We start from the raw sequence: 25,151 nt of genomic DNA on the forward strand, positions 1-25,151 counted from the left end.
CCAGCCAGCGGCATATAGCTAGGAAATTTCACGCAGATGAGGCGTCATGACCCAGTATCTGGATTTCGAAAAACCGCTGGCCGAGATTGAAGGCAAAGCTGAAGAGCTGCGCGCGCTGGCCCGTGCCAACGAAGAAATGGATGTGGCCGAAGAAGCCGCCGCACTGGATGCCAAAGCCTCCAAGCTGCTGGATGAACTCTATCGCGACCTGACACCCTGGCGGAAGTGCCAGGTGGCGCGTCACCCGGAACGCCCGCATTGCAAGGATTACGTGGACGCTTTGTTCACCGAGTTCACCCCGCTGGCCGGTGACCGGAACTTTGCCGACGATCTCGCCGTTATCGGTGGTCTTGCGCGCTTTAACGATCAGCCGGTGATGGTGATCGGCCACGAAAAGGGCAGCGATACCAAGTCGCGGATCGAACGCAATTTCGGGATGGCCCGACCTGAAGGGTATCGCAAGGCAGTTCGTCTGATGGAGATGGCCGGGCGTTTTGGACTACCTGTCATTACCTTGATCGACACTGCTGGCGCCTATCCGGGCAAAGGAGCAGAGGAACGCGGCCAATCCGAGGCGATTGCCCGGTCGACCGAAATGTGTCTGAAAATCGGCGTGCCGCTGGTTTCGGTCATCATCGGCGAAGGCGGCTCGGGCGGCGCTGTGGCGTTTGCGACCGCAAACCGCGTGGCGATGCTGGAGCATTCGGTCTATTCGGTGATCTCGCCGGAAGGCTGCGCATCGATCCTGTGGAAAGATGCCGAAAAGATGCGTGAAGCGGCCGAGGCGCTGCGTTTGACCGCTCAGGATTTGCACAAGCTGGGCGTATGTGACCGGATCATCCCGGAACCCAAGGGTGGCGCACATCGCGATCGACCGGCAACGGTTGAGTCGGTGCGCGCGGCCATCACCGCCATGTTGACTGAACTGGACGGCAAGGATGGGGCGGCCCTGATAAAAGACCGCCGTCAGAAATTCCTTGATATCGGGTCGAAGGGGCTGGCGGCGTAACCGTCAGCCACCCAAACTGCGCAGCAAAGCAACCGAAGGCTCACCTGTCACGGGCAGACCGTTGGCGCTTTGATAAGCGCTGATGGCTGTGGTGGTGTTGTTTCCGATCACGCCATCTGCGCCTTGCGTGTCATACCCCGCAGATGTCAGGCGGCGCTGCAATTCCTTGCGGTCGTCCAGCGTAAGCCCACTTGCATCCGGCCCGAACGAGGCCTGAAACGGCGCCCCGCCCGCGATCCTGTCCGCCAGATGACCGACGCCGATCGCGTAGCTGTCCGAGTTGTTATAGCGTTTGATTACCTGGAAATTGCGGAACACGGCGATGCGGGGGCCCGGTATTTGCGGCTGCAACACGGCCACCGGAGTACCGGAAACACGCCCCGCCTCGCCCCCCCAGGGCTGCCCCCGCACCCAACCTGCACGCGACAGGTAAGCAGCGGTGGAAGCCAGCGAATCCGTCGGATCATCCGACCAGATGTCGCGCCGCCCGTCGCCGGTGAAATCCACGGCATAGGCTAGATACGAGGTCGGAATGAACTGCGTGTGCCCCATCGCACCGGCCCAACTGCCGGTCATGTTGGCAGGCGTGGTATCGCCGTTCTGAAGGATCTTCATCGCCGCGATCAACTGACTTTCAAAGAACTGCCCACGCCGGCCATCATAAGCAAGCGTCGACAGCGCCGATACAACGGGCACATCACCGCGGCGCGCGCCGTAACGGCTCTCCAGCCCCCAGACGGCCACGACGATTTCCTTATCCACGCCATATTGCGCCTCGATCCGCGACAGGGTGCCGTTATGTTTCCGCAGCATCTGCTGGCCGGTGCTGATCCGTTCGTCCGAGGCCGCGATGGCTAGGTAGTCTTCGAGGCTGCGCTTGAATTCGACCTGATTTCGGTCGCGTTCGATTACGTCGGGCAAATACCCGGCCCCCTGAAAGGCGCGGTCAACGGTTGTCCGGGAGATCCCCTGCGACGCTGCCCTGCCCTTGAAACCGGCAACCCAGGCATCCCACCCGGCATTAGGAACAGCCCGCATCCGGGTTGCAGGCGTGCCGGACGGAGCGGCACCGCCTGTACAGGCGGCCAAAAGCGTTGATCCGAGGCAAATGGAAAAAGTCCGGCGAGTGATCATGGTTTGGGTCTGCTCTTGTTTGTGATTTGCCGCAAGAGTAACCCAGCCGGGTTGCACAGGCCAGAACAGTGACACCTTGGACGGGCGCTTTGACGATGTCGGCAGGAAGCCGCTCAGCTGACCAGCAAACGCAGCCCCTGCGTCACATCCGAGCGCACTGCCAGCCGCAATCCCGGCTCGTCCCCGGCCTTGAGCGCCGCAATGATCAGCTTGTGATAATGTGGCGGCTCTGCGCGCCTGAGACGTCCGTAAAGCGCCCGCATCGTTGGGCCAAGTTGCAGCCAGACGGTTTCAGCAATGGCCAGCATCGCAGGGGCCTGAGCGCGCAGATACAGGGTTCTGTGAAATTCCAGATTCGAGCGGATATAGCCAACCGCATCCCGTTTGGTCACCATCTCGGCAACTGTCATGTTGATGCTCTGCAACCTATCGATCAGGGCCATGTGTGCCCTGGGCAAGGCCCGGCTTGCCAGTTCGACCTCAAGCAAGGCGCGCAAGGCAGCCAGTTCCTCAATCCGGTCATTCGTCAGCTCCGGGGTCGAAACCCGGCCCGATGTGGACAGGAACAATGCCCCTTCTGCGGCCAGGCGGCGGACCGCCTCTCGCGCCGGAGTCATTGAAACACCAAATTCCTTGCCGATGCCCCGCAGCGTCAGGGCCTGCCCCGGTGCCATCTCACCATGCATGATCCGGGATCGCAGCGCCCGGTACACCCGGTCATGTGTTGCGGTCTGGGTTTCGGAAGGGCGCGCGGTCAACATATGCTCATGTGATCACAAAAAGGCGCCACGTCAACTCGGCTCTGTGTCAAATCTGTAGCGATGCAACTCGGCCCCGTTGTCGCGCAACCAACGGCGGGGCGGCTGATACGGGCCAAAGATCTTTTCAACCTGCGCCCAGAAGGCAGGCGAGTGGTTCATCTCGGCAAGATGTGCCACCTCATGCGCCGCGACATAGTGCAACACGTCAGGAGGTGCCAGAATAAGGCGCCACGAAAACATCAACCCGCCATGCGAGCTGCACGACCCCCAACGCGACCGCGTGTCACGCAGGCTGAGTGTCGTGTACGAACGCCCCAGCATTGCTGCATAATCATCACAGGCGCCGGTCAACCGGTCTCGCGCCAGTTCCTTCAGGAACCGGCCCAACCTGCGGGCCTCGGCCCCTGTCGGCACGGCAACCTCATCTGCATTCAGCATAACCCGTCGCCCGGTGGCAGGGACGATTCGGCGTGCTTTCCCCTCGATCGGGATCACTTGCCCAAACTGCACTGAGGCCATATCGGGCCGACCCTGAAGATGCTGCCGGATCCACCCTTCCTTGGTGCGCGCAAAGCTCAAGGCCTCGGATTCCGGCACGCCATTCGGGTAAGTCAACGTGACGCGCCCATCCAGCTGGGAGATTCGCAGGCTGATACGCCGCGCCCGAGCCGATTTGCGCAATCTCAGTGGCACCGGCGGTGTCCCTGGCAATGCGTGCTCTCCCATATCGCGACCTCTCTTGCGCAAAGACTTTGACAGTGCCCTCTGCCTGTGGCAGGTGAGCTGAATCATTTAGACGACTCACCTGATATCAAGGGGATTTGACATGCCCAAGGAAGAATGGGGCGTAAAGCGTGTTTGCCCGACAACTGGTAAGCGGTTTTACGACCTGAACAAAGACCCCATCATCAGCCCCTACACTGGCGAGATTGTGGAGCTTGAAACAGTCAAAAGCCGCATGATCGCGGCGGATGCGGAAGACGCGGCTTCGGTCAAAGCACGTGAAAACACGGCGGATGACGATCTGGTTCTGGACGATGATGACAGCGTCGACGTGGATTTGGATGACGATCTGCTGGACGACGATGATGACGACAGTGATGACGTTTCACTGGACGACATCACCGACATGACGTCAGACGACGACAACTGATCAAGTAAAAGGCGATCCCCTGGGATCGCCTTTTACTTGAGAGGGACAGCCCGGACGGAAATTCGCGTCCAATTCCAATTTTGGACTTGCACTCGCAGCCGCTGTCTCCTAAACGTCCGTCCACCATACCGATGGTACAATGATGGGGCCTTAGCTCAGTTGGGAGAGCGCTTGCATGGCATGCAAGAGGTCAGGGGTTCGACTCCCCTAGGCTCCACCAAAACCTAACAGAACAACTAGATAGCAAGCATTAGAGCGGTGTGACACACAGATGTGACACAAAATGAAGCTGCATGCGTACCTCTCACTGTCTAGACACGGCATATATTACTTCCGTTGGCCCCTGCCCGACACAAGACCAAAACCCCACACTGGACCAAGCACCACACATCGGACAGTGCATTGGGCTATCGCCCACCAGCCCCGGAAACCATCATTCCAATGGATCAGAGGCCGACGATGCACTAACAATCAAACTGGACTAGTCAAATGAGGCTGTTCACTATCAACAGCGGCCTCGTGATCAACAAACATAAACTGGCTAGACTGGTTGTTTGCGAGTGCTTCCTTGCAAAGTAGCTTACTCAAACGCCCCACAACGAGCTTCGCCGATAGCGTCATGGTGAGGTCCATAGCATCCCTCTGCACCATGGCCGTGCCAGTCACCGTGGTGATGCCTGTCCGTGCATGCGGCCATAGCTATAAGTATAGCCAAAAACGCCACCGTTCTCCGGGTTGCTTTTATGCTGTTGCTCTGACCCATTTGCGAAGCACCTTACCAACAATTTGGCAACCTACGCTTTGACACAAGTCAACACTCAACTGCAACGTCGTCCACATCACTGCAGTTAGGGGTTTAGTACGAAGGACCTTCTCATGTTGCTAGCTACGAGGAGGCGGGCCCAAAAAGCTCGAAATTAAGTTGGTCACAATCCATAATTATAAACGTGATGGCGTTGTCATGCTTGGTCTGCTGCAGTAGCGTCCTGAACCATGGTCATCCGACGATACTCAATTGTGCTACTAGTCAGCGTTCTGGTCACCCTGACCGGTTTTGGCACCGTTGTTCATGCGCTATCAGATGGCTGCATCGGCCTTCACTGTGAAAGCCACATGCAATCAACAGAACACGCTTCCGTGGCTAAAAATAGCATCGATAAGTCGTCCCCAAACAGCCACCATGACCCGGACAGTTCAGGAACCGGCGAGTGTAATCCCTCTATCTGCCAAGCCATTGTTTTGCTCGCCCAGAACGGAGAAGCCGCGCAGGATCAACGTGAAATTGATCCAGAGTTTCAGATTGGAACTCAAGCCAAGCCGATTGAACCGGATAACCCATACAAGCCCCCTGACCTTTGAAGCAGCGTAAATCCTTGCGAACATCTGCGACCTGCGCGTGCCGCTGTTCGCAATGAACCGCAGCACTATAAGCTTCCAAAATGTCAGGACCAATCCATGAAAAAAAGCTACTTACTAGTCGGCGTATGCACCGTCGCTGCCGTCGCCGCTTTCATAACCCTTCGGCCCGGTTCAATCGAAGAGACTACGCCGCAGGAGGCACTTGAAGGCGATGCTATGGTCGCAATTCAGATGCCGTCAATTGAGGGCAATGCTGTAATCGGTCAGCGTGTCTTTGATGTCTCCTGCGCTACTTGCCACGGCGTCAACGCGGTCGGAGTAGAAGGCGCAGGACCGCCTCTGATCCACAAGATATACGAGCCCAGCCACCACGCTGACGAAGCCTTTCAGAGGGCGGTTTCACAAGGTGTAAGAAGCCATCATTGGCAGTTTGGTGACATGCCGCCGGTCGAAGGATTGACGCGAGGCGACGTTGCCATGGTGATCGCGTACATTCGTGAAATCCAGCGTGCTAATGGAATAAATTGAGGACAGAACCATGAAGAAGATCATAACGCTCGCAATCATGGCTGCTATTCCCAGCGGGGTACTGGCGCATTCCAAGGCCGAAGAAACGACACCTGCCAACGGGGCTACTGTAACCTCTGTGCCCGCCGAAATTGGCCTCAGCTTCACCAAGGACATCCGGTTGACACGGATTGAGATGGCCCATGAAGAGCAAGCGGCGATACGCTTGGATTTGGGGGACCAAACAAGTTTCCGTCAGGTGTTCACGATCCCATTGCCGGGCAATGGAACCGGCACCTATGTCATCGAGTGGCGTGGTTTAGGTAAAGACGGCCATGCGATGCAGGGCGAATTTTCCTTTTCCGTGGAATGAGCATGCCAGACATTTGGGGAGTTGTCGCAATCCTCGCAAAGCTGGTGCTCTACATCGGCTTTGCTGGGTCCACCGGGCTTGTCGTCGTGAAGTGCCTCTATTCCGAACTAGTCGCGCCGATAAGCCTTGCGATGAAGCGCCAAGCCATGGTCTTGGCGTGGCTTTCCCTCGCAGCAACGGTATTTGGCTTCATGCTCCGAGGAGCCGCCTTAACAGGCGGAGTTGACGGCATGGTCGATCCAGAGATGCTTGGCTTGCTTTGGCAAACATCCGTAGGCGACGTACTTGTTTATCGCCTTGCAGGCGCAGTGTTGATCCTTGTGGGACTGTCTGTTCCTCGCTTTGGCCTATGGATCGCGCTGTTGGGTGGCGCATTGGCCATGTGGTCCTTTGCACAGATCGGACATGTGCCGGAACTGGAGAGTTTTGGTGTCCAACTCTTGCTCCTGTTGCATCTTCTATGTGTAGCCTTTTGGGTGGGTATCTTTAGCCCGCTGCGGGGTATGGCTCTCATGCCTGAACACCTGACAGATGCTGCTGAACTAGGGCACAGGTTCGGACAAGCTGCTGCACTGATTGTGCCAACGCTGGTCGCGGCGGGTCTCTGGATGGCTTGGTTGTTTGTTGGCAATCTCCAAGGGCTCTTGTTCACTAGCTACGGTCAGACTCTGTTGCTCAAAGTGTTCCTTGTGGCGCTGTTGTTGATCCTCGCCGCTGCCAACAAGCTCCGATTTGTTCCGGCCTTACAAAGCGGAGAGGCTAAAGCAGCGCAACGCCTCGCCCGATCTATCGAGGTTGAGGCAATAGTCGTATTTGCGGTTCTGGCGACAACGGCGACACTCACCAGCGTACTAACGCTTCCGAGTTAAGGTAGGTAGAGATGAACAAACACCTGTATGCACTCGCTATATGCAGTATTGGTACTAGCGTCGCTGCAGATCATGAGTTGTTAGACCGGGACCTCGCGAATGGGCAAAAACTCTACGCAGAGTACTGTGCCTCGTGCCATGGAGTTAATCTGGAAGGCCAACCCGACTGGCAGACACCCGGCGATGACGGAGTGTTACCCGCCCCACCACATGACGTGACAGGGCACACATGGCACCATGATAACCAGCTACTGTTCGAGTATACCAAACTAGGTGGGGCAGACGCATTGGCAGCACGCGGTATTAAAGACTTCAACAGCGGCATGCCGGGCTTTGAGGGCACCCTGACTAACGACGACATATGGGACGTGCTGGCTTACATACGCTCCACTTGGCCTGACGATGTTCAGCAAATGCAGGCTAGTCGCAACCTTCCTCATCAGTAAAGGGCAGTAGTCTGGTGTCGGTTTGGGTATACACAGTTCAACGTAGCAGGTTGAGTGCTTCTAAGTGTGACACTAAGGTGAGACACTCTGTAAACCAGCACACTACAATAGTGTTTACTATCAGGGCATTAGGCGTTCGGCAGCGTTTCCCCCAGGCTCCGCCAAAACCTAACAATACAACCAGTTAGCAAGCAATAGAGCGGCGTGACACACAAGTGTGACGCAAAATGAAGCTGCATGCGTATCTCTCACTGTCCCGACACGGCATCTACTACTTTCGTTGGCCCCTACCCGACGCGGCACCAAAACACCGCACCAGACTAAACACCCCGCGTAGAACCTTCGTGTTTCATTGCGTACTAGATGCCCTAATGAGACTGGTACTCTGGCACGGCGTCTTGCAGTGTGCGGTGACACAATAACAAGGCACATAGAAGCATCGGGCACGAACCACGGCGAACTCCGCACAAAGGTGCATGAGCACTTCACTTCCTACATTGGCATCCAAACCCGTTGGAATGACCCTGACTTCTTTTTGTGACAATCAGCGCAGATACGCAGATCAGTTGCCGAAAGCGCCTGTTCCTGCTGATCCGCCACGTGGCGAACGCGGATGCGCTTGGGCAAGCGAGCCTGTCTGCTGGGCCGCGCTACACCCATTCCGACTTCACTCAGCGCCGTGTAATTGTCATATCAAAGAAAAATGCAGCATCAAACCGACCCTGATTGGAATGCACGGTTTTGCCACTGGTAAATTCCTTCGAAAAACTCTGAGTGACCGAGAATGGTACAACTCGGGTTTTTCCAAACAGGTATCCCACGTTTCCTGAGATCCGCAGTTTTCCGTTGTCAGACAGCGATGCGCGAAACTTTTGCGGACGCGACGCACCGGTTCCAGTATTGTCTTGAGCACTAATAAGTTGAAACCCGGCGGCCGATTTGCGGTACACCACTCGCAGCATTGTTTTAGGCTTTTCGTTGGCAAGTTCGCCGCCATTGTAACGTGGGTCCGGTCGTCTTTTGAATTCGATGACATAGTCACCATAGAAGGCGGTTTGGGCGTTCTCGTTTGGGGGCGACTTGGGTACGGCCACCAGTATCTGAGGGTCTGCTTGTTGGTCGCTTTGCGCGGATGGTTCTGGTTTTGCTACATTTTTCAGAAAGGCGTAGCTTTGTGCTGTGAGGTATCCGGTTCTTTCTGCGCCATTTTGCCTCTGAAACTCTTTCAGAGCTTCACGGGACCGAGGCCCGAAGATCCCATCCACTGATCCAACTGAAAACCCAAGCGCGTTCAGGCCGCGTTGAATGCTCCGGTATTCGTTTCGGTTCAGATTCAGACTGGCCTCGATGTCCGAATTCGAGCGTGGCAACGGTGCAGGCGCGTCTAGGCGGCTTTCGGTTCCAGGGGGTGAAATCGTCGTTTTCGGCGTGACGAGTGTGGCAATCTTCCGATTTGTGTGTCCAACCACATCCGTAACCTGTTGAGAATATTGCCCCGCGCGGGTGTCTGGATACAGCTGCGCGATCAGCTTTAAAGCGCCCTGCTTCGCGCTTTCGTCTTCCAGCTGCATGGCCTCGCCCAGAACACGTTGCGCCGACCGCTCGCGCTCATCGACAGGGCGAACGACATTGGCAGCATCTGCAGTGGCATCGTCACTATTGATTGGCTCTTTGAGTGCTGCTGGGACAAGGAAAATGTCATGACCGGGCAGAGACCCATAGGTGAATGGCTCCTGATACCCATCTGTAAGTTCGTAAACTGTATCCCGCACCTTCCGGAACATCTTCCCAAGCTCCAACCCGGGTACCTCGATATGTTCAAGAAAGGCCTCTGCATACGGGCTGTTGCGACCGTCACCATCCAGCGCCAAAGTCCCGCCTCGCGCTGAATACCCGACAAGAACCCCACTGGGATCGATGCGGCCTAACCCTTGACCAATTGATCGGGTTGCAGTGGTTCGAACCATATCGCTCACGAACGGGTTGTTCCGACACGCATCCACTATGACCAGCTTCAAGCCTTTCGCGGTCGAAACGGCGTTGAGCACCGTATCCAGACGGATTGCCTCGAATTCTACGTCCTTGTCACTCCTGAGTTCGGCATTGGTCGGTATCAGGTAGTTTGTGTTGTCGATTTCGATCCCGTGACCTGCAAAATAGACTAATACCATATCCGCATCGACTACATCCTCAGAGAAGTCTCTTAAGGTCAGGCGCATTTCGCGGTAGTCGAGGTTTTGTTTTGCTGTGACATGAAAGCCGATCCTCTTGAGGGCGGCAGAAATATCCTGGGCGTCATTGGCTGAGTTTGGGATGTTTGACACATGCTCATATCGTGCATTTCCAATTACCAAAGCCACACGTTTTGCATGAGGCGTTTCCGCAAGTGCTGCGTTCAGTCCGAACATCAAAACGAAGCTCAGATATATCCACGATCCAAAGAAGCATTGGTGCAATTGGCGCGTTAACATGGCAAAATCGTCCACTGAAACCGGACCTAATATAGCATAAATGGAGTTTATGGGCGACGTTGTTGTCAAACCAACTGCTTCACTTGGGCCTTGTGTGACGTCAGCACCCACCGGACAGATTTAGGGGTTTGAGCAACGGAGGATTTCTGGTTCTCCGCAATATCACCCGCACGATCGCGGCTTACTAACGCACGCTTGTCACGCCCGATACGCCCTATGATCGCTTTGTGAAAGGCGAGGATGCGGCGCTGTTACAAGCAGATTTGCGCGGCCTCGTGCTTTTCGACAAGATCGGCTGCCGAAACTGCCATATCGATGCCGCGCTCTCCACAGCGGGCACTGAAAAGCCACTTGGGACTTACCGAATATTCCCGGTGTTTCGGGACGGCAATCCCTATCTGGTAAAATACGATCTGCTTCTTGAGGAGCGTCCCGTCCGGTTTCGCGTGCCCTGCCTGCGCAATGTCGCGCTGACCGCGCCCTATTTCCACAATGGCTCGGTAAGCGATCTGGAAGAGGCGATCAGAGTTATGGCCGTTTCTCAGTTGGGACGCACCCTGAGCGATGATCCTTTGGCAGACATCCACATTGTGGCCGCGAGCGCTGAAGACACAGTTCCAGGGCGGAACACGGACATGCTCATCAATCGCGCAGTGAGCCGACAAGAGGTGTCTGATATTGGCGAATTCCTGCGGTCACTCACGGTGGCCACGCTTCCCGATTAGGTTTTTTGCATAAAGAAGACCCGTAAAGGGGCATTGGATCGATCAATCGACTTTGCCGGTTTCGATTTTGTTGGGGATCGCGATGCCCACCGCTCAGGTTAAACGACATGTGGGCTACATTCTTGGAGTACGCTCCGAGACGATATTCTCGATCGCATCGGCAAGGTGGACGTCGGCAATCGCAAGATCACCACGTTCAACGCGCAGCCTGTGCGCTTCGGCCAGAACGTCACCATGAGTCGCACCTTCAGGCGGCTCAAAGCGGTAACTCGCAAGCTCGATCCTCAAACCCAACGGATCGTGGAAATAGATCGAGTTCATGAAGCCCCGGTCTTTGATTGGCGTGTGCTTGATACCCCTCTCGTCAAGCCGTTCCTCGACCTGCATGAGAACCGAGCGTGACACCGCGAAGGCCAGATGATGAACCGCGCCAACCTGATCCCTGAGCAAACTGCCGGACGGTTTTCGATCTTCATTGGTGAACACCGTGATCGTCTGGCCGTTACCAGCGGCAAAGTACAAGTGACCCTGTGAATGATCGTCCAGGTTTGGTTGATCGAAGATAAGCGAAAACCCGAGAAGACCCTCCCAGAAGTCTATTGACGTTTGCCGGTCTGCACCAGTCAGGGTGATGTGGTGAATGCCCTGTGCCTGCAATTTGCGCATGTTGAGTTTCCTCCCGTTTGATGAGTTCTCACCTCGCCCGGCTAGTTGAAGGTGAGAAGAAAACAAGCGCCTTGATTGCTTGGTACAACACTGAGTTGCCCACCAATTGCTTCCATGGTCGCTTTGACAATATTCAGGCCCATACCTGTGCCACCGGCCTCTCTTTTTGTCGTAAAGAAGGGCTGCAAAACCTTGTCCTTGTTCCCTTCACTGATACCGGCGCCATTATCCGCAATTTTTAGACTGATGACACCGTCGTTCTGATAGGCTGTCAGCACGGCATTCTGCGCGCCGTGTTGCTGAGCATTCTCGAGCATATGTGTCAGTATTATGTGCAGGGTGGGTGCCGCGACGGGCAAGGGCAAGTTATCGTTTTCAGCCTTGATGGCAAGCGCCGGGAACGTCTGAACGACCTGATCAATGATGTCGTTCAGACAGCATGTACCGTTGATGGCACTCTGATCGGCCAGGCTGAAGGCGCGCATGTTGGCCAGCAGATCCTCCATCCGCTTTCCGCCCTTTTCTACAGTGTCCAGCAGGCGGTGTTTCTGCGCAGGTGGCAAATCGTCGTCGCGCAGCAGCTCTGCCGCGCCTTTCAGGGCGGTGAGGGGTGACTTCAGCTCGTGGGTGACATGGGCGGTGTACGTTTTCAATCCGTCCTGCTTGTCCTGCAAGCGTTCCGTCAGCGATTGAAAACTGTGGCTCAGATCCGCGATTTCCCGCGTGCCAAGCTGGTCTGGTGGTTCCCATGCCTGACCACCGTGGCCCGCCATCTGGCTGCGCTGGATCAACAGGTGGATCGGCCGAGTGATGAACCGCCAGAATACGTACCCGATAAGCGCCGTGGACAAAGCGACAAATGCCGCGGCCTTGGCAAGGTTGAAACGTTCGCCGTACAGAAAGCGGAAAATATGGTTCGGGGTGCGGCTCAGGTAAACCGCCCCAATCAAGGTCTGATCCACGTACACTGGCATCGCCACGAAAACGCGCACGCGGGCACCGCGGCTGAGGGTATAAAGCGCAGGCGTTGCGTCCTCGCGCACGCGGGTGCGCGCGACCGAGACGGTTTTCCCTGAAAGGGCCTCGCGAACCTCGTCAACATGGCCCAGCTTCTGCCCGATTTCCGCGGTTCCGGCAAACACGTTCCCATCGACATCCAGCATCCGGTAACCCGCAAGGGTTTGCGCTTGGGCGGCGTTGGCGATGCGGCTTAGCGGGGCGGCGATGGCCTGATAAACCGAACCGGGTCGGACGGTTGCGGGCCGCGCGTCCGGGCGCGGTGGCAGAACCGTTTCGCGATTGACCGACAGTGATGGGAACACCGCGTGCTCGGTTGAGATTGCACTCGGGCGGGGCGGCTTGATCCCGGCTGCATCTGCATAAAGCTCGGCATACGCCGCTGACATAACCGCAGCCTGTGTCAGCAGGCTTTCTTCGGTCTGTTGCACCAGTTGACTATCATAAAAGCGGAACAGGACCAGCCCGGCAAAGGGCAAGCACAGGACAATGCCCAGCACCAGCAGAACGATGGTCCACAATCTGGGGCGCCATTTACGGTTCAGCCGGGCGTGCATGCACCCATCCTGAGGCCGACACCGTGAATGGTCACGATCCCCTCGGCACAGCCGGCCTGGGCAAGTTTGGCACGGACATTGCGTATATGGCTGTCAATGGTGCGGTCCGAGACGTGGATGTTATAGCCGTAAAGCGCATCAATCAGCTGCGCCCTGGACAGAACGCGGTCGGGACGGGCCATCAGAGTTGCCAGCAGCCGAAATTCCGATCCGGTCAGCTTCACAGGGGTTGAAGCGAACCTGCACAGGTGCCGCTCTGCATCCAGGTGCAGGCTGCCTTGCGACAACACCGGGTCGGGCTGGGCAGGTGTCGGCGCGCTGCGTTTCAGGATGGCCTTGATCCGGGCCACCAATTCGCGTGGGGAAAAGGGTTTCGTCAGATAATCATCGGCGCCCAGCTCCAGCCCAACGATACGGTCGACCTCGTCATCGCGGGCGGTCAGGAACAGGATCGGCACGTCCGAGGATTTGCGGATGTCCCTGCATACTTCCAGACCATCCTTTTCGGGCAGCCCGATATCCAACACGATCAGGTCGGGGCTTTCCTGGCGGTTTGTATCAAGCGCGGTCAGGCCGTCACTGGCCAGAAGTGGCGCATAGCCTGCCTTTTCAATCGCGAACCTTGTTACCTCAAGGATATCCGGATCATCGTCGACAACAAGAATGCGTGCAGGCATCAAATGGGGTCCTTCAACTCTGCTGCCGATAATAGGCTTGGATCCGCCATCTCCGAAAGCCCCATTCGCGCCAGTTGGTGATTGCATCCTTTTTCAGGTCATATTGCATCCACGCGTCACAGACCTGCTGTCCGGTTCTGGTTTCATGATCGCGTATGGCTGGGTAAGCATCAGCACCAAGGCTGCATATGTAACCGGTATCCTGTTTCGTCAGAGCGCTGCCGTGGCTCAGATTGTAGCCGGCTAAGACTGATGCAAAATTCACAAAGTTGCAGGTATACAAGACCACCAGAAGCGCTGCAAAACAACGCCGCAGTAGCCAGGTTGTACCGAAGCCGCGATGGATTTGCACCACGGTCAGCAGCAAACCGGTGAGAACCAGCGCCATCCATATGAAGGCGGCCACCCGCAAATAGGTAAGCGCATAGGCGTCGACGTAATGATGCAGCCGGATAGCAGCTGTCAGCACCAGGAACATGTTCTGCGCCAACCACATGTAGATCAGAAAGCGCAACGTCCGGTCCGCGCCGATCATGCTGTGAGTGACCAGAGTGAATACGCCCGCCAAAAGGGCCGTCACCACCAGCGGATAAGCGCCCCGGTGGGCATAAGCGGCATAGCTCATCCCCTGAGGCAGGGATACACCGCCGGTCAGGATACCGAGGTCCATCACGGTTTGCACAAGGAACATCAGGTTGAACAGCAACAGCGAATTGCGCACCGAGATTGGATTGATCAGAAATGCGGCCCGGCTTGGGCCCGTCTTCGGCATGGCGGCGGGGCGGGCAATGCCACCCAGCGACGGATCGCTGAGGTTAAGGAACGGCCACAGCAGCGAGGCCATTACACTCCAGAACAGAAGTCGCAGCCAGTAGTACCCTTCGAACAGAAGACTTGGGTCCAGCTCGGCCAGAAGGTCTTCCAGCACTGGATTGGCGGCGGCCAGCAAAGCAAGGAAGACCGCGCCCAATAGCAACGGCAAGGCCAGCGAGGCTGCGTGGCGGCGGCTGTCGGACCCAAGATCGGCGGCCACAGCGGTGCGACATGTGTCGCGTAGCAAAAGCGTCGCGCCGATGGAAGGCAGGCGCAGGGCGGTGCGCAGCAGCAGACGTTCATTTACGGTCTGACCGAAGAGCGCCCAGGTCGCCAGACTGACCAAACCAGCAAGGCTGAACAATAAAGATAGAAGCTGCAAATCGATGACTACCGGAAGGTTGGTGATCAAGGCAAATGCGGCGGCTATGAGCCACTCCTTTGCAGTCGCACGCCGGGGTTTCATCGCCATGATCGCGGCGGACAAAACCAGCATGAAGACCGTGACTGAAATGCCTAGCGGCTGTTCCCAAAACAACCAATCAGCAAGCGCAACCAGCGATGCAAGAAGCGGGATTGCATGGCGCATTTTCAGCGTGGACATCAGAGAACCACCCTGCTGTCGTCTATTGCCTCCCCATCGGGGGGCTTTGTCCATCTTTCCCAGCCACCACGCGTCCAGCACGATGCTGTCCGGTACGCCGCGAATTGTCAGTTCCTGCCTCATGTCCTGTCTCCTGCTTGCAGGTTTGTGTTCCCGGCAGATTGCCTGTGGCGCTTGCATCTTTGGCGCGACGTATCCGCAGCCTTCATGGGGCTTTCGTGCAGAAAATGTGCAGAGGCGGTGAAAGGCTTTACCAACCACGATTTCCGAGCTGCAACTCGCGCTGCGCAGTAAATGCGACGCGTCCAGACATTGAACTGCAAGCAAAAGCGCAGTGTGACACAGTTGAACCTTCCCCTGAGAAGCGGTTCGCCGTTATGGCTGAGGAAACGGAGGATCGAACATGGCTAACCCTCTCTATGATGATCTGTTTGGCATTCACGCCGGCAAAGGTACGGCTTTCCTGCACCTGACAGACGGGACGACCATCACCTATCGAAACTTTCTGAGCACAGCCGCCCGGATCGCCCATGTGGCCACGCAACTGGGTCTAAAACCCGGGGACCGCGTTGCGGCTCAGGTCGATAAATCGCCTGAGGCGCTGGCGCTTTACGCGGCATGTGCGCAGGCCGGTCTGGTTTTCCTGCCGCTGAACACCGCCTATACCGTGGACGAACTGACGTATTTCATCGAAAACAGCGGCGCGTCACTTGTTGTCTGTGATGGCCGAAGCAAAGACCAACTGACCCCGATTGCCGCGCGTTTTGGGGGCAGGGTCGAAACGCTAAATGCGGATGGCTCGGGCTCGCTGATGGACCTGGCGGCAGCAATGCCAGACAGCTTTGCGACCGTGGATCGGGACGGTGAGGATCTGGCGGCGTTTCTTTACACGTCGGGCACCACCGGACGTTCAAAGGGGGCGATGCTGACCCAGAACAACCTGCTGTCCAATGCGCGGACACTGGTCGAAGAGTGGCGGTTTGCGTCCGAAGACGTTCTGTTGCACGCGTTGCCTATCTTTCACACACATGGTCTGTTTGTGGCCACCAATATCATTCTGGCGGTTGGCGGAAGCATGATCTGGCTGCCAAAATTCGACCCTGATCAGATCATTGACAGGATGCCCGGAGCCACGTCGATGATGGGCGTGCCAACCTTCTACACGCGCCTGCTGGCAGACGCGCGTTTTACCAGGGGGCTGACCGAACATATGCGCCTGTTCGTATCGGGCTCAGCCCCTCTGCTGGCGGATACCCATGCACAATTCCAAGAGCGTACCGGTCATCGTATCCTAGAACGCTATGGCATGACCGAAACCAATATGAACACCTCGAACCCCTATGACGGCGAACGTCGCGCGGGCACGGTCGGGTTTCCCTTGCCGGGGGTGGAACTAAAGATATGCGATGCAGACGGTAACCCTTTGCCGCAGGGTGAAATCGGCGAGATCGAAGTGCGTGGTCCGAACGTATTCAAGGGATATTGGCAGATGCCGGAAAAGACGGCTGCCGAGCTGCGTGAAAACGGGTTCTTCATCACCGGTGATCTGGGACGGGTCGACGAAGATGGGTATGTCCATATCGTCGGGCGCAACAAGGACCTGATCATCTCGGGTGGCTACAATATCTACCCCAAGGAAATTGAGCTGGTTCTGGACAGCCAGCCCGGTGTTCTGGAGAGCGCAGTGATCGGCGTGCCGCATCCCGACTTCGGTGAAACCGTGCTGGGCCTGATTGTTGCCGAACCTGGGCAATCTCCGGATCTCGACGCGTTGATGGATACAGTGCGCGACAGCCTGGCGCGGTTCAAACATCCCCGCACGCTTATTCAACTGGATGAATTGCCCCGCAATACAATGGGAAAAGTCCAAAAGAACATCTTGCGCGACCAGTTCAGGGACATGTTCAAAGCCGGGTCACAAGGCACATAATGGCAGAGCCTAGATAAGCGTCGGAAACTTGATATAGTCCTCAAAACCAATGGGGATAGAAGAATATGAACAATCGTTTGCGCAAGATCACCATCGTAGGTGGCGGCACGGCAGGCTGGATGACCGCGTTGATCCTGGACATGGTGTTTTCACGCACTTCATCAACAGCGGACCGGCCACATATCTGCCTGATCGAAAGCCCTAATATTTCGACCGTGGGTGTGGGTGAGGCTACGGTGCCGCGCATGCCGGTCACGCTCCGTCAGGCGGGCATTTCCGAACGGGATTTTTTTCGCGAGACGAACGCGTCCTTCAAACTGGGCGTGAAGTTCTGCAACTGGAACAAGGACCCCAAAGGAAAACGCATCGATTACGTGAACCCCTTTGCCCATGGCCAGATGCTGGAAGGGTTGGACGCCGCCGAGTATTTCCTGCGCTTTGGCAATGGAGAGCGGGACTTTACACAGTCCATTTCGCCCCACGATCATCTGGGCCGTCTGTGCAAAGGCGCGCGGCAGCTGGGTCAGCCCGAGTTTGAACAGCGTTTTGGCTATGCCTATCATCTGGATGCCGTGAAGTTTGCGGGCATGCTTACCACGGTCTGCACCAAGCGCGGCGTCGAGCATATCCAGGACGAGGTACAGAAAGTCGAGCTGGATGAACAGGGCAACGTCAGCCATCTGATGCTGGAGCGGGCAGGACGTCATGACATCGAAATGGTCATCGATTGCACCGGGTTCCGCGGCCTGATCATCAATCAGGCGCTGGGCGAGCCGTTCTTGGATTATTCGGACTATTTGCCCAATGATCGCGCCATGGCGTTGCAGGTTGAACACCGCAATCCTAACAAGATCGAAAGCCTCACGCGGTCGACCGCGCTGGGCGCGGGGTGGACGTGGCGGGTACCGCTCTACAATCGTGTGGGTACGGGCTATGTGTTCTCCTCGGCGCATCGAACGGATGATCAGGCGGCAGACGAATATCTTGAATGGCTGGGTGACAGCGGTAAGGGTTTGACGCCGCGGATTATCCCGATGCGCGTCGGGCGCGTGCGCAATGCCTGGGTCAAGAATTGTGTGGCAATCGGTCTGTCCGGCGGGTTTATCGAGCCGTTGGAAAGTACCGCGATCCACATGATTGACCACGCAGTACGCTGGTTTGCAGAACACTTGCCGACGCGCGACGTCGCCCCGTCGCTGCGGGCAAGATACAACCGGCAGATGGATAAGCTTTATAACGAGGTTCTGGAATTCATCTGCCTGCATTACCGATTGGGTAACCGAAAGGATGACCCGTATTGGATCGACGCGCGAACAGAGATGAAGATACCGGATCGGCTGGCCGAGAATCTGGAATTGTGGCAGCACCGTCTGCCGATGGATCACGATGTGGAATTTGCCACGCTGTTTGATCATCGCGTGTACCAGACGGTTCTGTTGGGCAAACAGGTCTATGATACGGGTTACGGTACCGGCATCCGAGATCGTTTGCGGCCGTTGAAGAAGGTGATCTGGTTCCAGGGCATGCAGCGTGCGAAAGAGGATCTTGCGCAGATCGTCAAAGTGATGCCGGATCATAAAACGCTGCTGCGCGATATCCGGGGTGAGCTGGAAAAACCGGTCTTTGGAATGGCGAACGTGGCGAAACCGACGGTTGCGATGCCGGGCACGAATCCCGCACCTGTTACGATCCAGAACATGCCGAACTTTGCTGAAATCCAAAGCGGCGCGAAGGATTTGCAACTGTTCTAGCGGTTCTCTGCCCTTACGAAGGAAATTTGATAAACTGAAGGGCGAGGCATTCAGCCCCGGCCTTCAGGGCGGTTTAACGCCAGCTCATACCCCGGTCAGACAAGTGTCTTTGAACCCGACCCGGATAATCAGAAACAATGGCATCCACACGCAGGTCGATCATCTTGGCAATGTCTACAGGGTCATTGACCGTCCAAACCGCAACGCAAAGGCCCAAATCCTTGGCCAGTTCGACGTTTTCGGCAGTTACATCTGCATAATACGGGCACCACAGTGAGCCGCCCGCTTGCTTGACCAATAGCGGAATTTCGCCTTTGCGGCCTCGAAAATCCGGGCAGACTGCTTTTGAAGAATCCTCCCCTACATCCTCGGCGTTTTCGGGAAGTTGGGTCAGATAAGAAGATGGCATATCAGGCGCTTGCCGCTGACATTCTTCCAACAGATTCCAGTCGAAACTGTGCAGCACGGCGCGCGACGACAGGGCCCTGGAACGGACCTCTTGCAGGACAAGGCGGACAAACTTCTCTCTGTAGCGCGCGTCATGAGCCAAATCGGGGTCCGACTTCAGCTCGAGCATCAGACAGGCATCGCTATGTTGGGGGTCACTCACTAGATCCAGCAGGTCAAGCAGCCTTGGAACGCGAACGCCATCCATTTGTGCCTGATCAGGAAAACGCCGACCATAGGCAGAATTCCCATCCAACCGCCCAACATCGAACTTCTGAATCTGCTCGAACGTCAGGGTTGAAACCTTCGGCTCTTCCCCGGTCAGAAACTGGCCGTCAACATCGCGAAAACTGGGGGCGTGCAGCCGGTGATTATGGGTTATGACAGGGATGTCGTCAGCCGTGAGGACAACATCAAACTCCAGAAGCGGCACGCCAATGGAGAGCGGAAAGTCGAAGCCAATCATGCTGTTTTCAGGCAACACACCTCGCGCACCCCGGTGGCCTACGATGCGGATCAGGTTGTCGCCCCCCCGGAAAGCCTCGACCTGAGGGAATGCCATCAGCCTTCCAGCCTTTCACCGGTAGATCGGTCAAACAGATGCAAATGGTTTGAGGACACAGAAAACCGCATGTTCGGATGTCGGCCTTCAATCGGATGCACACCCGGAAGGCTGATCGTGATCGGATCGCCCGAGCCGGACAGTTGACCGTGCAACAGCGTGTTTGCCCCCAATGGCTCTGCCATCTGAATCATGGCCTCAATCGGGCCATTGTCATCCAGCAATAGATGCTCGGGTCGTACCCCCAGTTTAAAGGCAGTATCAGGGCCCGGCGACGAACCAACCGCGACCTCACCAATCATGGCGGTTCCGTTTTCGCGTCGGGCTTCAAAGACATTCATCGCGGGGCTGCCGATGAACTGCGCCGCAAACAGGGTTCTTGGTGTTTCGTATACCTCTAGCGGTGTGCCAACCTGTTCGGCGATACCGCCGTTCATGACGATCATCCTGTCGGCCATTGTCATGGCTTCAACCTGATCGTGTGTTACATAAAGCGACGTGATCCCCAGTTTTTCCTGGAGCTCACGAATCTCAAGCCGCATCTGCACGCGAAGCTTGGCGTCCAGGTTCGAAAGAGGCTCGTCAAACAGGAAGACCGCAGGTTCACGGACAATCGCGCGACCCATAGCCACCCTCTGACGTTGGCCGCCTGACAATTGTCTGGGTTTGCGGTCCAGCAATGGTTCAAGCTGCAATAGCCTGGCCGCCTCGGTCACTTTTTGATCGATCTGGGCCTTGGGCAACCCTGCAATCTTCAGGCCATAGCCCATGTTCTGCCGGACCGACATATGCGGGTAGAGCGCATAGTTCTGGAACACCATGGCAATGTCGCGATCCATCGGCTCTTTTTCGTTGGCCCGTTCCTCACCAATCCGGATTTCACCCGAGGTCACGGTCTCAAGCCCTGCCACCATCCGCAGCAGCGTGGATTTCCCACAACCCGAAGGGCCGACGATGACAATGAACTCGCCATCTTCGATTTGGATGTCGATGCCATGTATGACATCTGTCGGGCCAAAGCTCTTTTTGACATTCTCCAGAGTTACTGTTGCCATTTCTTATTTCTCGCTATCGACAAGGCCGCGGACAAAAAGCTTTTGCATTGACACCACCACGATGACTGGCGGGATCATTGCCAGAATGGAGGTCGCCATGATGACCGGCCAATCTGCCACATCATCGCCAGACGGGAACATCTGCTTGATGCCCATCACAATGGTGTTCATTTCAGGGTCGGTGGTGATAAGCAGCGGCCACAGATACTGGTTCCACCCATAGATAAACAGGATGACGAACAGTGCCGCAATGTTTGTCCGGCTCATCGGAACGACGATGTCGATGAAAAACCGCATTGGCCGGGCACCATCCACACGCGCAGCTTCGGCCAGCTCGTCCGGAATTGTCAGAAAGAACTGACGGAACAGGAAGGTCGCCGTGGCCGAGGCGATCAGGGGAAAGATCAGCCCGTAGTAGCTATTGAGCATTCCGAACCCGGCCACGACCTCAAATGTCGGTACGATCCGCACTTCGACCGGCAGCATAAGGGTCAGAAAGATCAGCCAAAAGAACGTTGTTCGACCGGGAAAACGAAAATAGACGATTGCAAATGCCGACAGCAGTGAAATGACGATCTTGCCCACTGCAATCCCGATGGCCATCACAAGGCTGTTGAACAGCATCGTTGCGACGGGGACATTCACGCCGGAAAACAGGGCTGCCTTGTAGTTCTCCCAGAACTGATCACCCGGCAAAAGCGGCATGGGTGGTGATACAACTTCCGGCTGGGTAACGGTTGAGGCGACAAACGCCAGCCAGATCGGAAAGAAGATGACCAGAACGCCAAGGATCATCAGGGCATGCGTCAGCCAGATACCCGCTCCGCGCTTTTCGACCATTCCGTGCTGCTGGGCTGCCATCAGTAATGCACCCTCTTTTCCACGTATTTGAACTGAATGACGGTCAGCAGGCCGACGACAATTAGCAAAATGACCGATTGCGCCGAAGACGAGCCCAGATCCTGACCGACGAACCCGTCTGAAAAGACCTTGTAGACCAGTATGGTCGTGGCCTGCTGCGGCCCGCCGCCGGTGATTGTGTGGATTACGCCAAAAGTTTCAAAGAACGCGTAAACCACATTCACAACAAGCAGGAAGAACGCTGTAGGTGACAGCAACGGCAGGACAATCGTGAAAAACCTGCGCCAGAATCGTGCGCCATCGATCGCGGCGGCCTCGATGACCGACCTCGGAACCGACTGGAGTGCGGCGAAGAAGAACAAAAAGTTATAACTGATGCGCCCCCAGGCCGAAGCGACAACCACAAGCCCCATCGCTTCGGTGCCATTCAAGACGTGGTTCCAGTCATAGCCCAGCTGTCCAAGATACCACGACACGACACCGACGCGCGTGTTGAACATGAACAGCCAGAGTACACCCGCAACCGCCGGTGCGACTGCATAAGGCCAAATCAACAGAGTCCGATAAGCTCCGGATCCTTTGATCAGCCGATCTGCAATGACTGCCAGAAACAGGGCCGGGATCATGGAGCAGAGCGTAACAAGCGTCGAAAACACCGCCGTGGTTACAAAGGATGCGCGATAAAACTTGTCGCTCAGCAGAAATTCAAAATTGCCCAGACCGACGAACTTGGACGACAACCCGAACGGATCTGGGATGAACAGCGACTGCCATACAGCTTGTGCAGCGGGATAGAAGAAGAATACGGCTGAAATGACGACCTGTGGGGCGATCAGCGCCAATGGCAACAGCCAGCCGCGAAAAGTGACGCGTTTTTCCATCCTGATGACCCGCCGAGAAAAGTGGATGCGGGCTCTGCCGAGCCCGCACCGGATTTCAGAGGTTTATTGATTTGCCGATTCGAACCTGCGCAGAAGCGCGTCACCGCGTTCTTTTGCGCTGTCCATGGCTTCCTGGGCGGTTTTCTCACCGGACCAGATGGCCTCAAGCTCCTCATCGATGATACCGCGGATTTGATCGAACGACCCCAGACGCAGACCTTTCGAGTTTGCTGTCGGCTCTTTCGCGGTCATCTGGATCACAGCGATATCGGTGCCCGGGTTTTCATCATAGAAACCGGCCGCACTGGTCGCTTCACCGGCTTCCGCGGTAATCGGAAGATACCCGGTATTCTGGTGCCATGCCGCCTGAACGTCAGACGAAGACAAGAAGCTCAAGAACTCGCCAACGCCTTTATATTCTTCCGGATCATGACCTTCCATCACCCAAAGGGATGCACCGCCGATGATGGTATTCTGCGGCTCGCTTGTGACCGCTTCCCAATACGGCAGCGGGCGCACATCAAAGTCGAACTCGGCCTCGGCTTTTATCCCGGCATACCCGGCCGAGCTTTCGGTGAACAAGGCACACTCACCGGCCCGGAAGTTTGCGCCGCCTTCATTTCTACGACCGGTATAGATGAATTCCCCATCCTTTGCCCAGTCGCCCATGGCGCTCAGGTGCGCGACCTGTACCGGGCCGTTCAGCATCAGTTCTGTATCCAGACCGGCAAAACCATTGTCCTGCGATGCAAACGGAACGTTGTGATAGGCAGACAGGTTTTCCAGGTGGATCCAGCTTTGCCACGCCGTCACCAGCGGGCAGTCCTCGCCTCCGGCTTTGAGTTGCTCCAGCACATCACCAACTTTTTCCCAAGTCGACAGGTCAGTGTCAGGATCAACACCCGCCGCCTGCATGGCATCGCGGTTGACCCACAAGACCGGCGTGGAAGAGTTGAACGGAAGCGACAACATATCTCCGTCGGTGGTGGTGTAATAACCTTTCACCGCACCGATATAGGCATCGGGATCAAAAGACGCGCCACTTTCGGCCATGACTTTGTAGACCGGCTTGATCGCGCCTTTTGCCGACATCATCGTTGCGGTACCGACTTCGAAAACCATCAGGATATGTGGCTGTTCACCTGCGCGGAAAGCGGCAATACCAGCGTTCAGGGTTTCCGAGTAGTTGCCCTTGTGGCTTTCGACCACGACAAACTCATCCTGACTGGCGTTGAACTCTTCAACCTGCGCTTTGACAAGTTCGCCAAGGCGGCCGGTGAAGGCATGCCAGAATTGAACTTCGGTTTGTGCCATTGCCGCCAAGGGGGACAAGGCAGTTGTAACGGCAAGAGCGCCAAGCAAATTCTTTTTCATGATTCCTCCCATGCATCAGGTTCGATGCTTCGTTGAGTACCGACTTCAACGCGTATTCGACACACATGACGATTTCACGACGTTACCGCTAAAGAAATATAATTCAAGCCCTATTTTTTGGCAAAAATCATAATACGGTGTTATACACATTGAATGTACAAGCAGCACCGGGTCTGGAATGAGACAAACTTTGAGAATTCGGCAACTGGAAGCGCTCATGGCGGTGACCACCAATGGTTCGGTCACAGCAGCTGCCGCCGATTTGGGGATAAGCCAACCAGCTGTTAGCAGGTTGCTTTCGGATCTTGAAAAATCGTTTGGATTTCAACTTTTTGATCGCCGCAAAGGGCGATTGGTGCCAACCCAGGAAGTTCGCTATCTGCAACCCAGCGTGGATCGTGTTCTGGAATTGATGAAGCAGATATCAGACGCCAGTCAGAATATCACACAGCGAAAAGCCGGGCATATCCGCGTCGCCTGCCTTCCCGGTTTTGCCACCAGCCATCTGCCGGATGTTGTGGCAAGTTTTCTGAAAGACCGGCCAGGTGTTACTATGACGATCGAACCGGACAGGCCGGAACGGATTTTGGAATGGATGGTCGGCGAACAATATGACTTTGGAATCACCGATGGCTTTAACGGTCATCCTGGAGTCGAAAGCAGAAATGTCGATGTGCGCACGGTTTGCGTGTTCCCGAAAAATCACGCACTTGAGAACCTCTCGGAGGTGACGCCTTCCGATCTTGCAGATGAGAGCATCATACATACGCGGCGCGATAGCGACTTTTTCGGACGGCTTTCGAAGGCATTTCAGCAGGCCAATGTTACACTCAACTCGCATATCGAGGTCCGGCAATTCACGGCGGCATGTGAATTGGCGATAAAAGGCGTCGGTGTTTCAATTGTCAGCGAGCTGGACGCTGTCCATTACACAGACCGGGGGCTAAGCTACAGGCCATTCAAGCCGTTCTTGCCGCATACGCTTTCGCTGGTACGCCCGGTTTTGAAGCAGCCGTCTTTGATAACACTGGAGTTCATCGAGCATTTCAGCGAAAGCCTGAATGCGTTCAGAACACTTGCGTGAGGCTGCGGTCACCGGGACGAAGGATACCTGCCCGCGTTTCCAGCCAACACTCTCCAGAAAAAGCA

General features: G+C 56.1%; 24 protein-coding genes and 1 tRNA gene. 12 read left to right on the forward strand and 13 right to left on the reverse strand.

Going from position 1 to position 25,151, the window contains the following annotated elements; translation table 11 throughout:
* The first annotated feature begins 46 nt into the window (after positions 1-46).
* Positions 47-1,009 (forward strand): acetyl-CoA carboxylase carboxyltransferase subunit alpha, encoded by a 963-nt coding sequence (locus tag AC2FNC_RS08985; RefSeq protein WP_480473962.1) that lies wholly within the window; start codon positions 47-49, stop codon positions 1,007-1,009.
* A gap of 3 nt (positions 1,010-1,012) precedes the next feature.
* On the opposite strand, the gene AC2FNC_RS08990 is transcribed toward AC2FNC_RS08985, so the two are convergent.
* The 3 genes from AC2FNC_RS08990 to AC2FNC_RS09000 form a co-directional block, all read right to left on the reverse strand.
* A complete protein-coding gene (locus AC2FNC_RS08990) occupies positions 1,013-2,143 on the reverse strand; it encodes a lytic murein transglycosylase (protein ID WP_480554774.1) in 1,131 nt (376 codons plus the stop codon).
* A gap of 113 nt (positions 2,144-2,256) precedes the next feature.
* Positions 2,257-2,904, reverse strand: coding sequence for a GntR family transcriptional regulator (locus AC2FNC_RS08995; protein ID WP_480473964.1), 648 nt, complete (start codon positions 2,902-2,904; stop codon positions 2,257-2,259).
* Between the two features lie 30 nt (positions 2,905-2,934).
* The gene (locus AC2FNC_RS09000) at positions 2,935-3,630 is read right to left on the reverse strand and encodes a M48 family metallopeptidase (protein WP_480554776.1); all 696 of its coding nucleotides are present in this window, start codon (positions 3,628-3,630) and stop codon (positions 2,935-2,937) included.
* 100 nt (positions 3,631-3,730) lie between these two features.
* On the opposite strand from AC2FNC_RS09000, the gene AC2FNC_RS09005 reads away from it, so the two are divergent.
* The 7 genes from AC2FNC_RS09005 to AC2FNC_RS09035 all read left to right on the forward strand — a co-directional run bounded on the left by AC2FNC_RS09005 (position 3,731) and on the right by AC2FNC_RS09035 (position 7,611).
* Positions 3,731-4,057 carry a TIGR02300 family protein gene (locus AC2FNC_RS09005; RefSeq protein ID WP_480473966.1) on the forward strand — a complete coding sequence of 109 codons (327 nt, stop codon included), beginning with the start codon at positions 3,731-3,733 and terminating at the stop codon, positions 4,055-4,057.
* 144 nt (positions 4,058-4,201) lie between these two features.
* Positions 4,202-4,277 (forward strand) — tRNA-Ala (locus tag AC2FNC_RS09010).
* 797 nt (positions 4,278-5,074) lie between these two features.
* Positions 5,075-5,416 carry a hypothetical protein gene (locus AC2FNC_RS09015; RefSeq protein WP_480473967.1) on the forward strand — a complete coding sequence of 114 codons (342 nt, stop codon included), beginning with the start codon at positions 5,075-5,077 and terminating at the stop codon, positions 5,414-5,416.
* A 96-nt stretch (positions 5,417-5,512) separates the two neighbouring features.
* Positions 5,513-5,944, forward strand: coding sequence for a c-type cytochrome (locus AC2FNC_RS09020; protein WP_480473968.1), 432 nt, complete (start codon positions 5,513-5,515; stop codon positions 5,942-5,944).
* A 10-nt stretch (positions 5,945-5,954) separates the two neighbouring features.
* Positions 5,955-6,296: a copper resistance CopC family protein gene (locus AC2FNC_RS09025; RefSeq protein WP_480494746.1), complete on the forward strand. Its 342-nt coding sequence runs from the start codon at positions 5,955-5,957 to the stop codon at positions 6,294-6,296.
* Positions 6,297-6,298: 2 nt separating this feature from the next.
* On the forward strand, positions 6,299-7,165 hold the full coding sequence (locus AC2FNC_RS09030; RefSeq protein WP_496715113.1) for a CopD family protein: 867 nt from the start codon (positions 6,299-6,301) through the stop codon (positions 7,163-7,165).
* A gap of 11 nt (positions 7,166-7,176) precedes the next feature.
* Entirely contained in the window at positions 7,177-7,611 is a 435-nt protein-coding gene (locus AC2FNC_RS09035; protein WP_480473972.1) for a c-type cytochrome, read from the forward strand.
* Between the two features lie 671 nt (positions 7,612-8,282).
* Here the strand turns inward: AC2FNC_RS09035 and AC2FNC_RS09040 are convergent.
* Positions 8,283-10,019 (reverse strand): caspase family protein, encoded by a 1,737-nt coding sequence (locus AC2FNC_RS09040; protein WP_496715115.1) that lies wholly within the window; start codon positions 10,017-10,019, stop codon positions 8,283-8,285.
* A gap of 290 nt (positions 10,020-10,309) precedes the next feature.
* Between AC2FNC_RS09040 and AC2FNC_RS09045 the strand changes: the two genes are divergently transcribed.
* Complete coding sequence (locus AC2FNC_RS09045) at positions 10,310-10,807, forward strand: hypothetical protein (RefSeq protein ID WP_496715117.1); 498 nt, start codon at positions 10,310-10,312, stop codon at positions 10,805-10,807.
* Positions 10,808-10,921: 114 nt separating this feature from the next.
* Here the strand turns inward: AC2FNC_RS09045 and AC2FNC_RS09050 are convergent, their stop codons facing one another.
* The 4 genes from AC2FNC_RS09050 to AC2FNC_RS09065 are packed head-to-tail and all read right to left on the reverse strand — an operon-like array spanning position 10,922 to position 15,264.
* The gene (locus AC2FNC_RS09050; RefSeq protein WP_209505961.1) at positions 10,922-11,473 is read right to left on the reverse strand and encodes a VOC family protein; all 552 of its coding nucleotides are present in this window, start codon (positions 11,471-11,473) and stop codon (positions 10,922-10,924) included.
* A gap of 41 nt (positions 11,474-11,514) precedes the next feature.
* A complete protein-coding gene (locus AC2FNC_RS09055) occupies positions 11,515-13,047 on the reverse strand; it encodes a sensor histidine kinase (protein ID WP_496715119.1) in 1,533 nt (510 codons plus the stop codon).
* The gene (locus AC2FNC_RS09060; RefSeq protein ID WP_496715120.1) at positions 13,032-13,724 is read right to left on the reverse strand and encodes a response regulator; all 693 of its coding nucleotides are present in this window, start codon (positions 13,722-13,724) and stop codon (positions 13,032-13,034) included. Before AC2FNC_RS09060 ends, AC2FNC_RS09055 begins: the two co-directional genes overlap by 16 nt.
* Positions 13,725-13,737: 13 nt before the next feature.
* Positions 13,738-15,264, reverse strand: coding sequence for a DUF4153 domain-containing protein (locus tag AC2FNC_RS09065; protein WP_496715121.1), 1,527 nt, complete (start codon positions 15,262-15,264; stop codon positions 13,738-13,740).
* Between the two features lie 280 nt (positions 15,265-15,544).
* Between AC2FNC_RS09065 and AC2FNC_RS09070 the strand changes: the two genes are divergently transcribed.
* The gene (locus AC2FNC_RS09070; protein WP_496715122.1) at positions 15,545-17,071 is read left to right on the forward strand and encodes a malonate--CoA ligase; all 1,527 of its coding nucleotides are present in this window, start codon (positions 15,545-15,547) and stop codon (positions 17,069-17,071) included.
* Positions 17,072-17,136: 65 nt separating this feature from the next.
* Entirely contained in the window at positions 17,137-18,822 is a 1,686-nt protein-coding gene (locus AC2FNC_RS09075; RefSeq protein WP_496715123.1) for a tryptophan halogenase family protein, read from the forward strand.
* 73 nt (positions 18,823-18,895) lie between these two features.
* On the opposite strand, the gene AC2FNC_RS09080 is transcribed toward AC2FNC_RS09075, so the two are convergent.
* From AC2FNC_RS09080 to ugpB, 5 genes are all read right to left on the reverse strand, one after another.
* Positions 18,896-19,831 carry a glycerophosphodiester phosphodiesterase family protein gene (locus AC2FNC_RS09080; RefSeq protein WP_480554787.1) on the reverse strand — a complete coding sequence of 312 codons (936 nt, stop codon included), beginning with the start codon at positions 19,829-19,831 and terminating at the stop codon, positions 18,896-18,898.
* Positions 19,831-20,886 (reverse strand): sn-glycerol-3-phosphate ABC transporter ATP-binding protein UgpC, encoded by a 1,056-nt coding sequence (gene ugpC / locus AC2FNC_RS09085; protein WP_480624180.1) that lies wholly within the window; start codon positions 20,884-20,886, stop codon positions 19,831-19,833. Before ugpC ends, AC2FNC_RS09080 begins: the two co-directional genes overlap by 1 nt.
* Before the next feature lie 3 nt (positions 20,887-20,889).
* Entirely contained in the window at positions 20,890-21,726 is an 837-nt protein-coding gene (gene ugpE / locus AC2FNC_RS09090; protein ID WP_267365578.1) for a sn-glycerol-3-phosphate ABC transporter permease UgpE, read from the reverse strand.
* Between the two features lie 20 nt (positions 21,727-21,746).
* A complete protein-coding gene (gene ugpA / locus AC2FNC_RS09095; protein ID WP_209505975.1) occupies positions 21,747-22,628 on the reverse strand; it encodes a sn-glycerol-3-phosphate ABC transporter permease UgpA in 882 nt (293 codons plus the stop codon).
* 63 nt (positions 22,629-22,691) lie between these two features.
* A complete protein-coding gene (gene ugpB / locus AC2FNC_RS09100) occupies positions 22,692-24,002 on the reverse strand; it encodes a sn-glycerol-3-phosphate ABC transporter substrate-binding protein UgpB (RefSeq protein ID WP_496715124.1) in 1,311 nt (436 codons plus the stop codon).
* Positions 24,003-24,180: 178 nt separating this feature from the next.
* Here ugpB and AC2FNC_RS09105 point away from each other — a divergent pair, with 178 nt between their 5' ends.
* Positions 24,181-25,086: a LysR substrate-binding domain-containing protein gene (locus AC2FNC_RS09105; protein WP_480473983.1), complete on the forward strand. Its 906-nt coding sequence runs from the start codon at positions 24,181-24,183 to the stop codon at positions 25,084-25,086.
* The last annotated feature ends 65 nt before the right edge of the window (positions 25,087-25,151 follow it).

The sequence above is a fragment of the Ruegeria sp. BHSA123 genome, assembly GCF_059613425.1.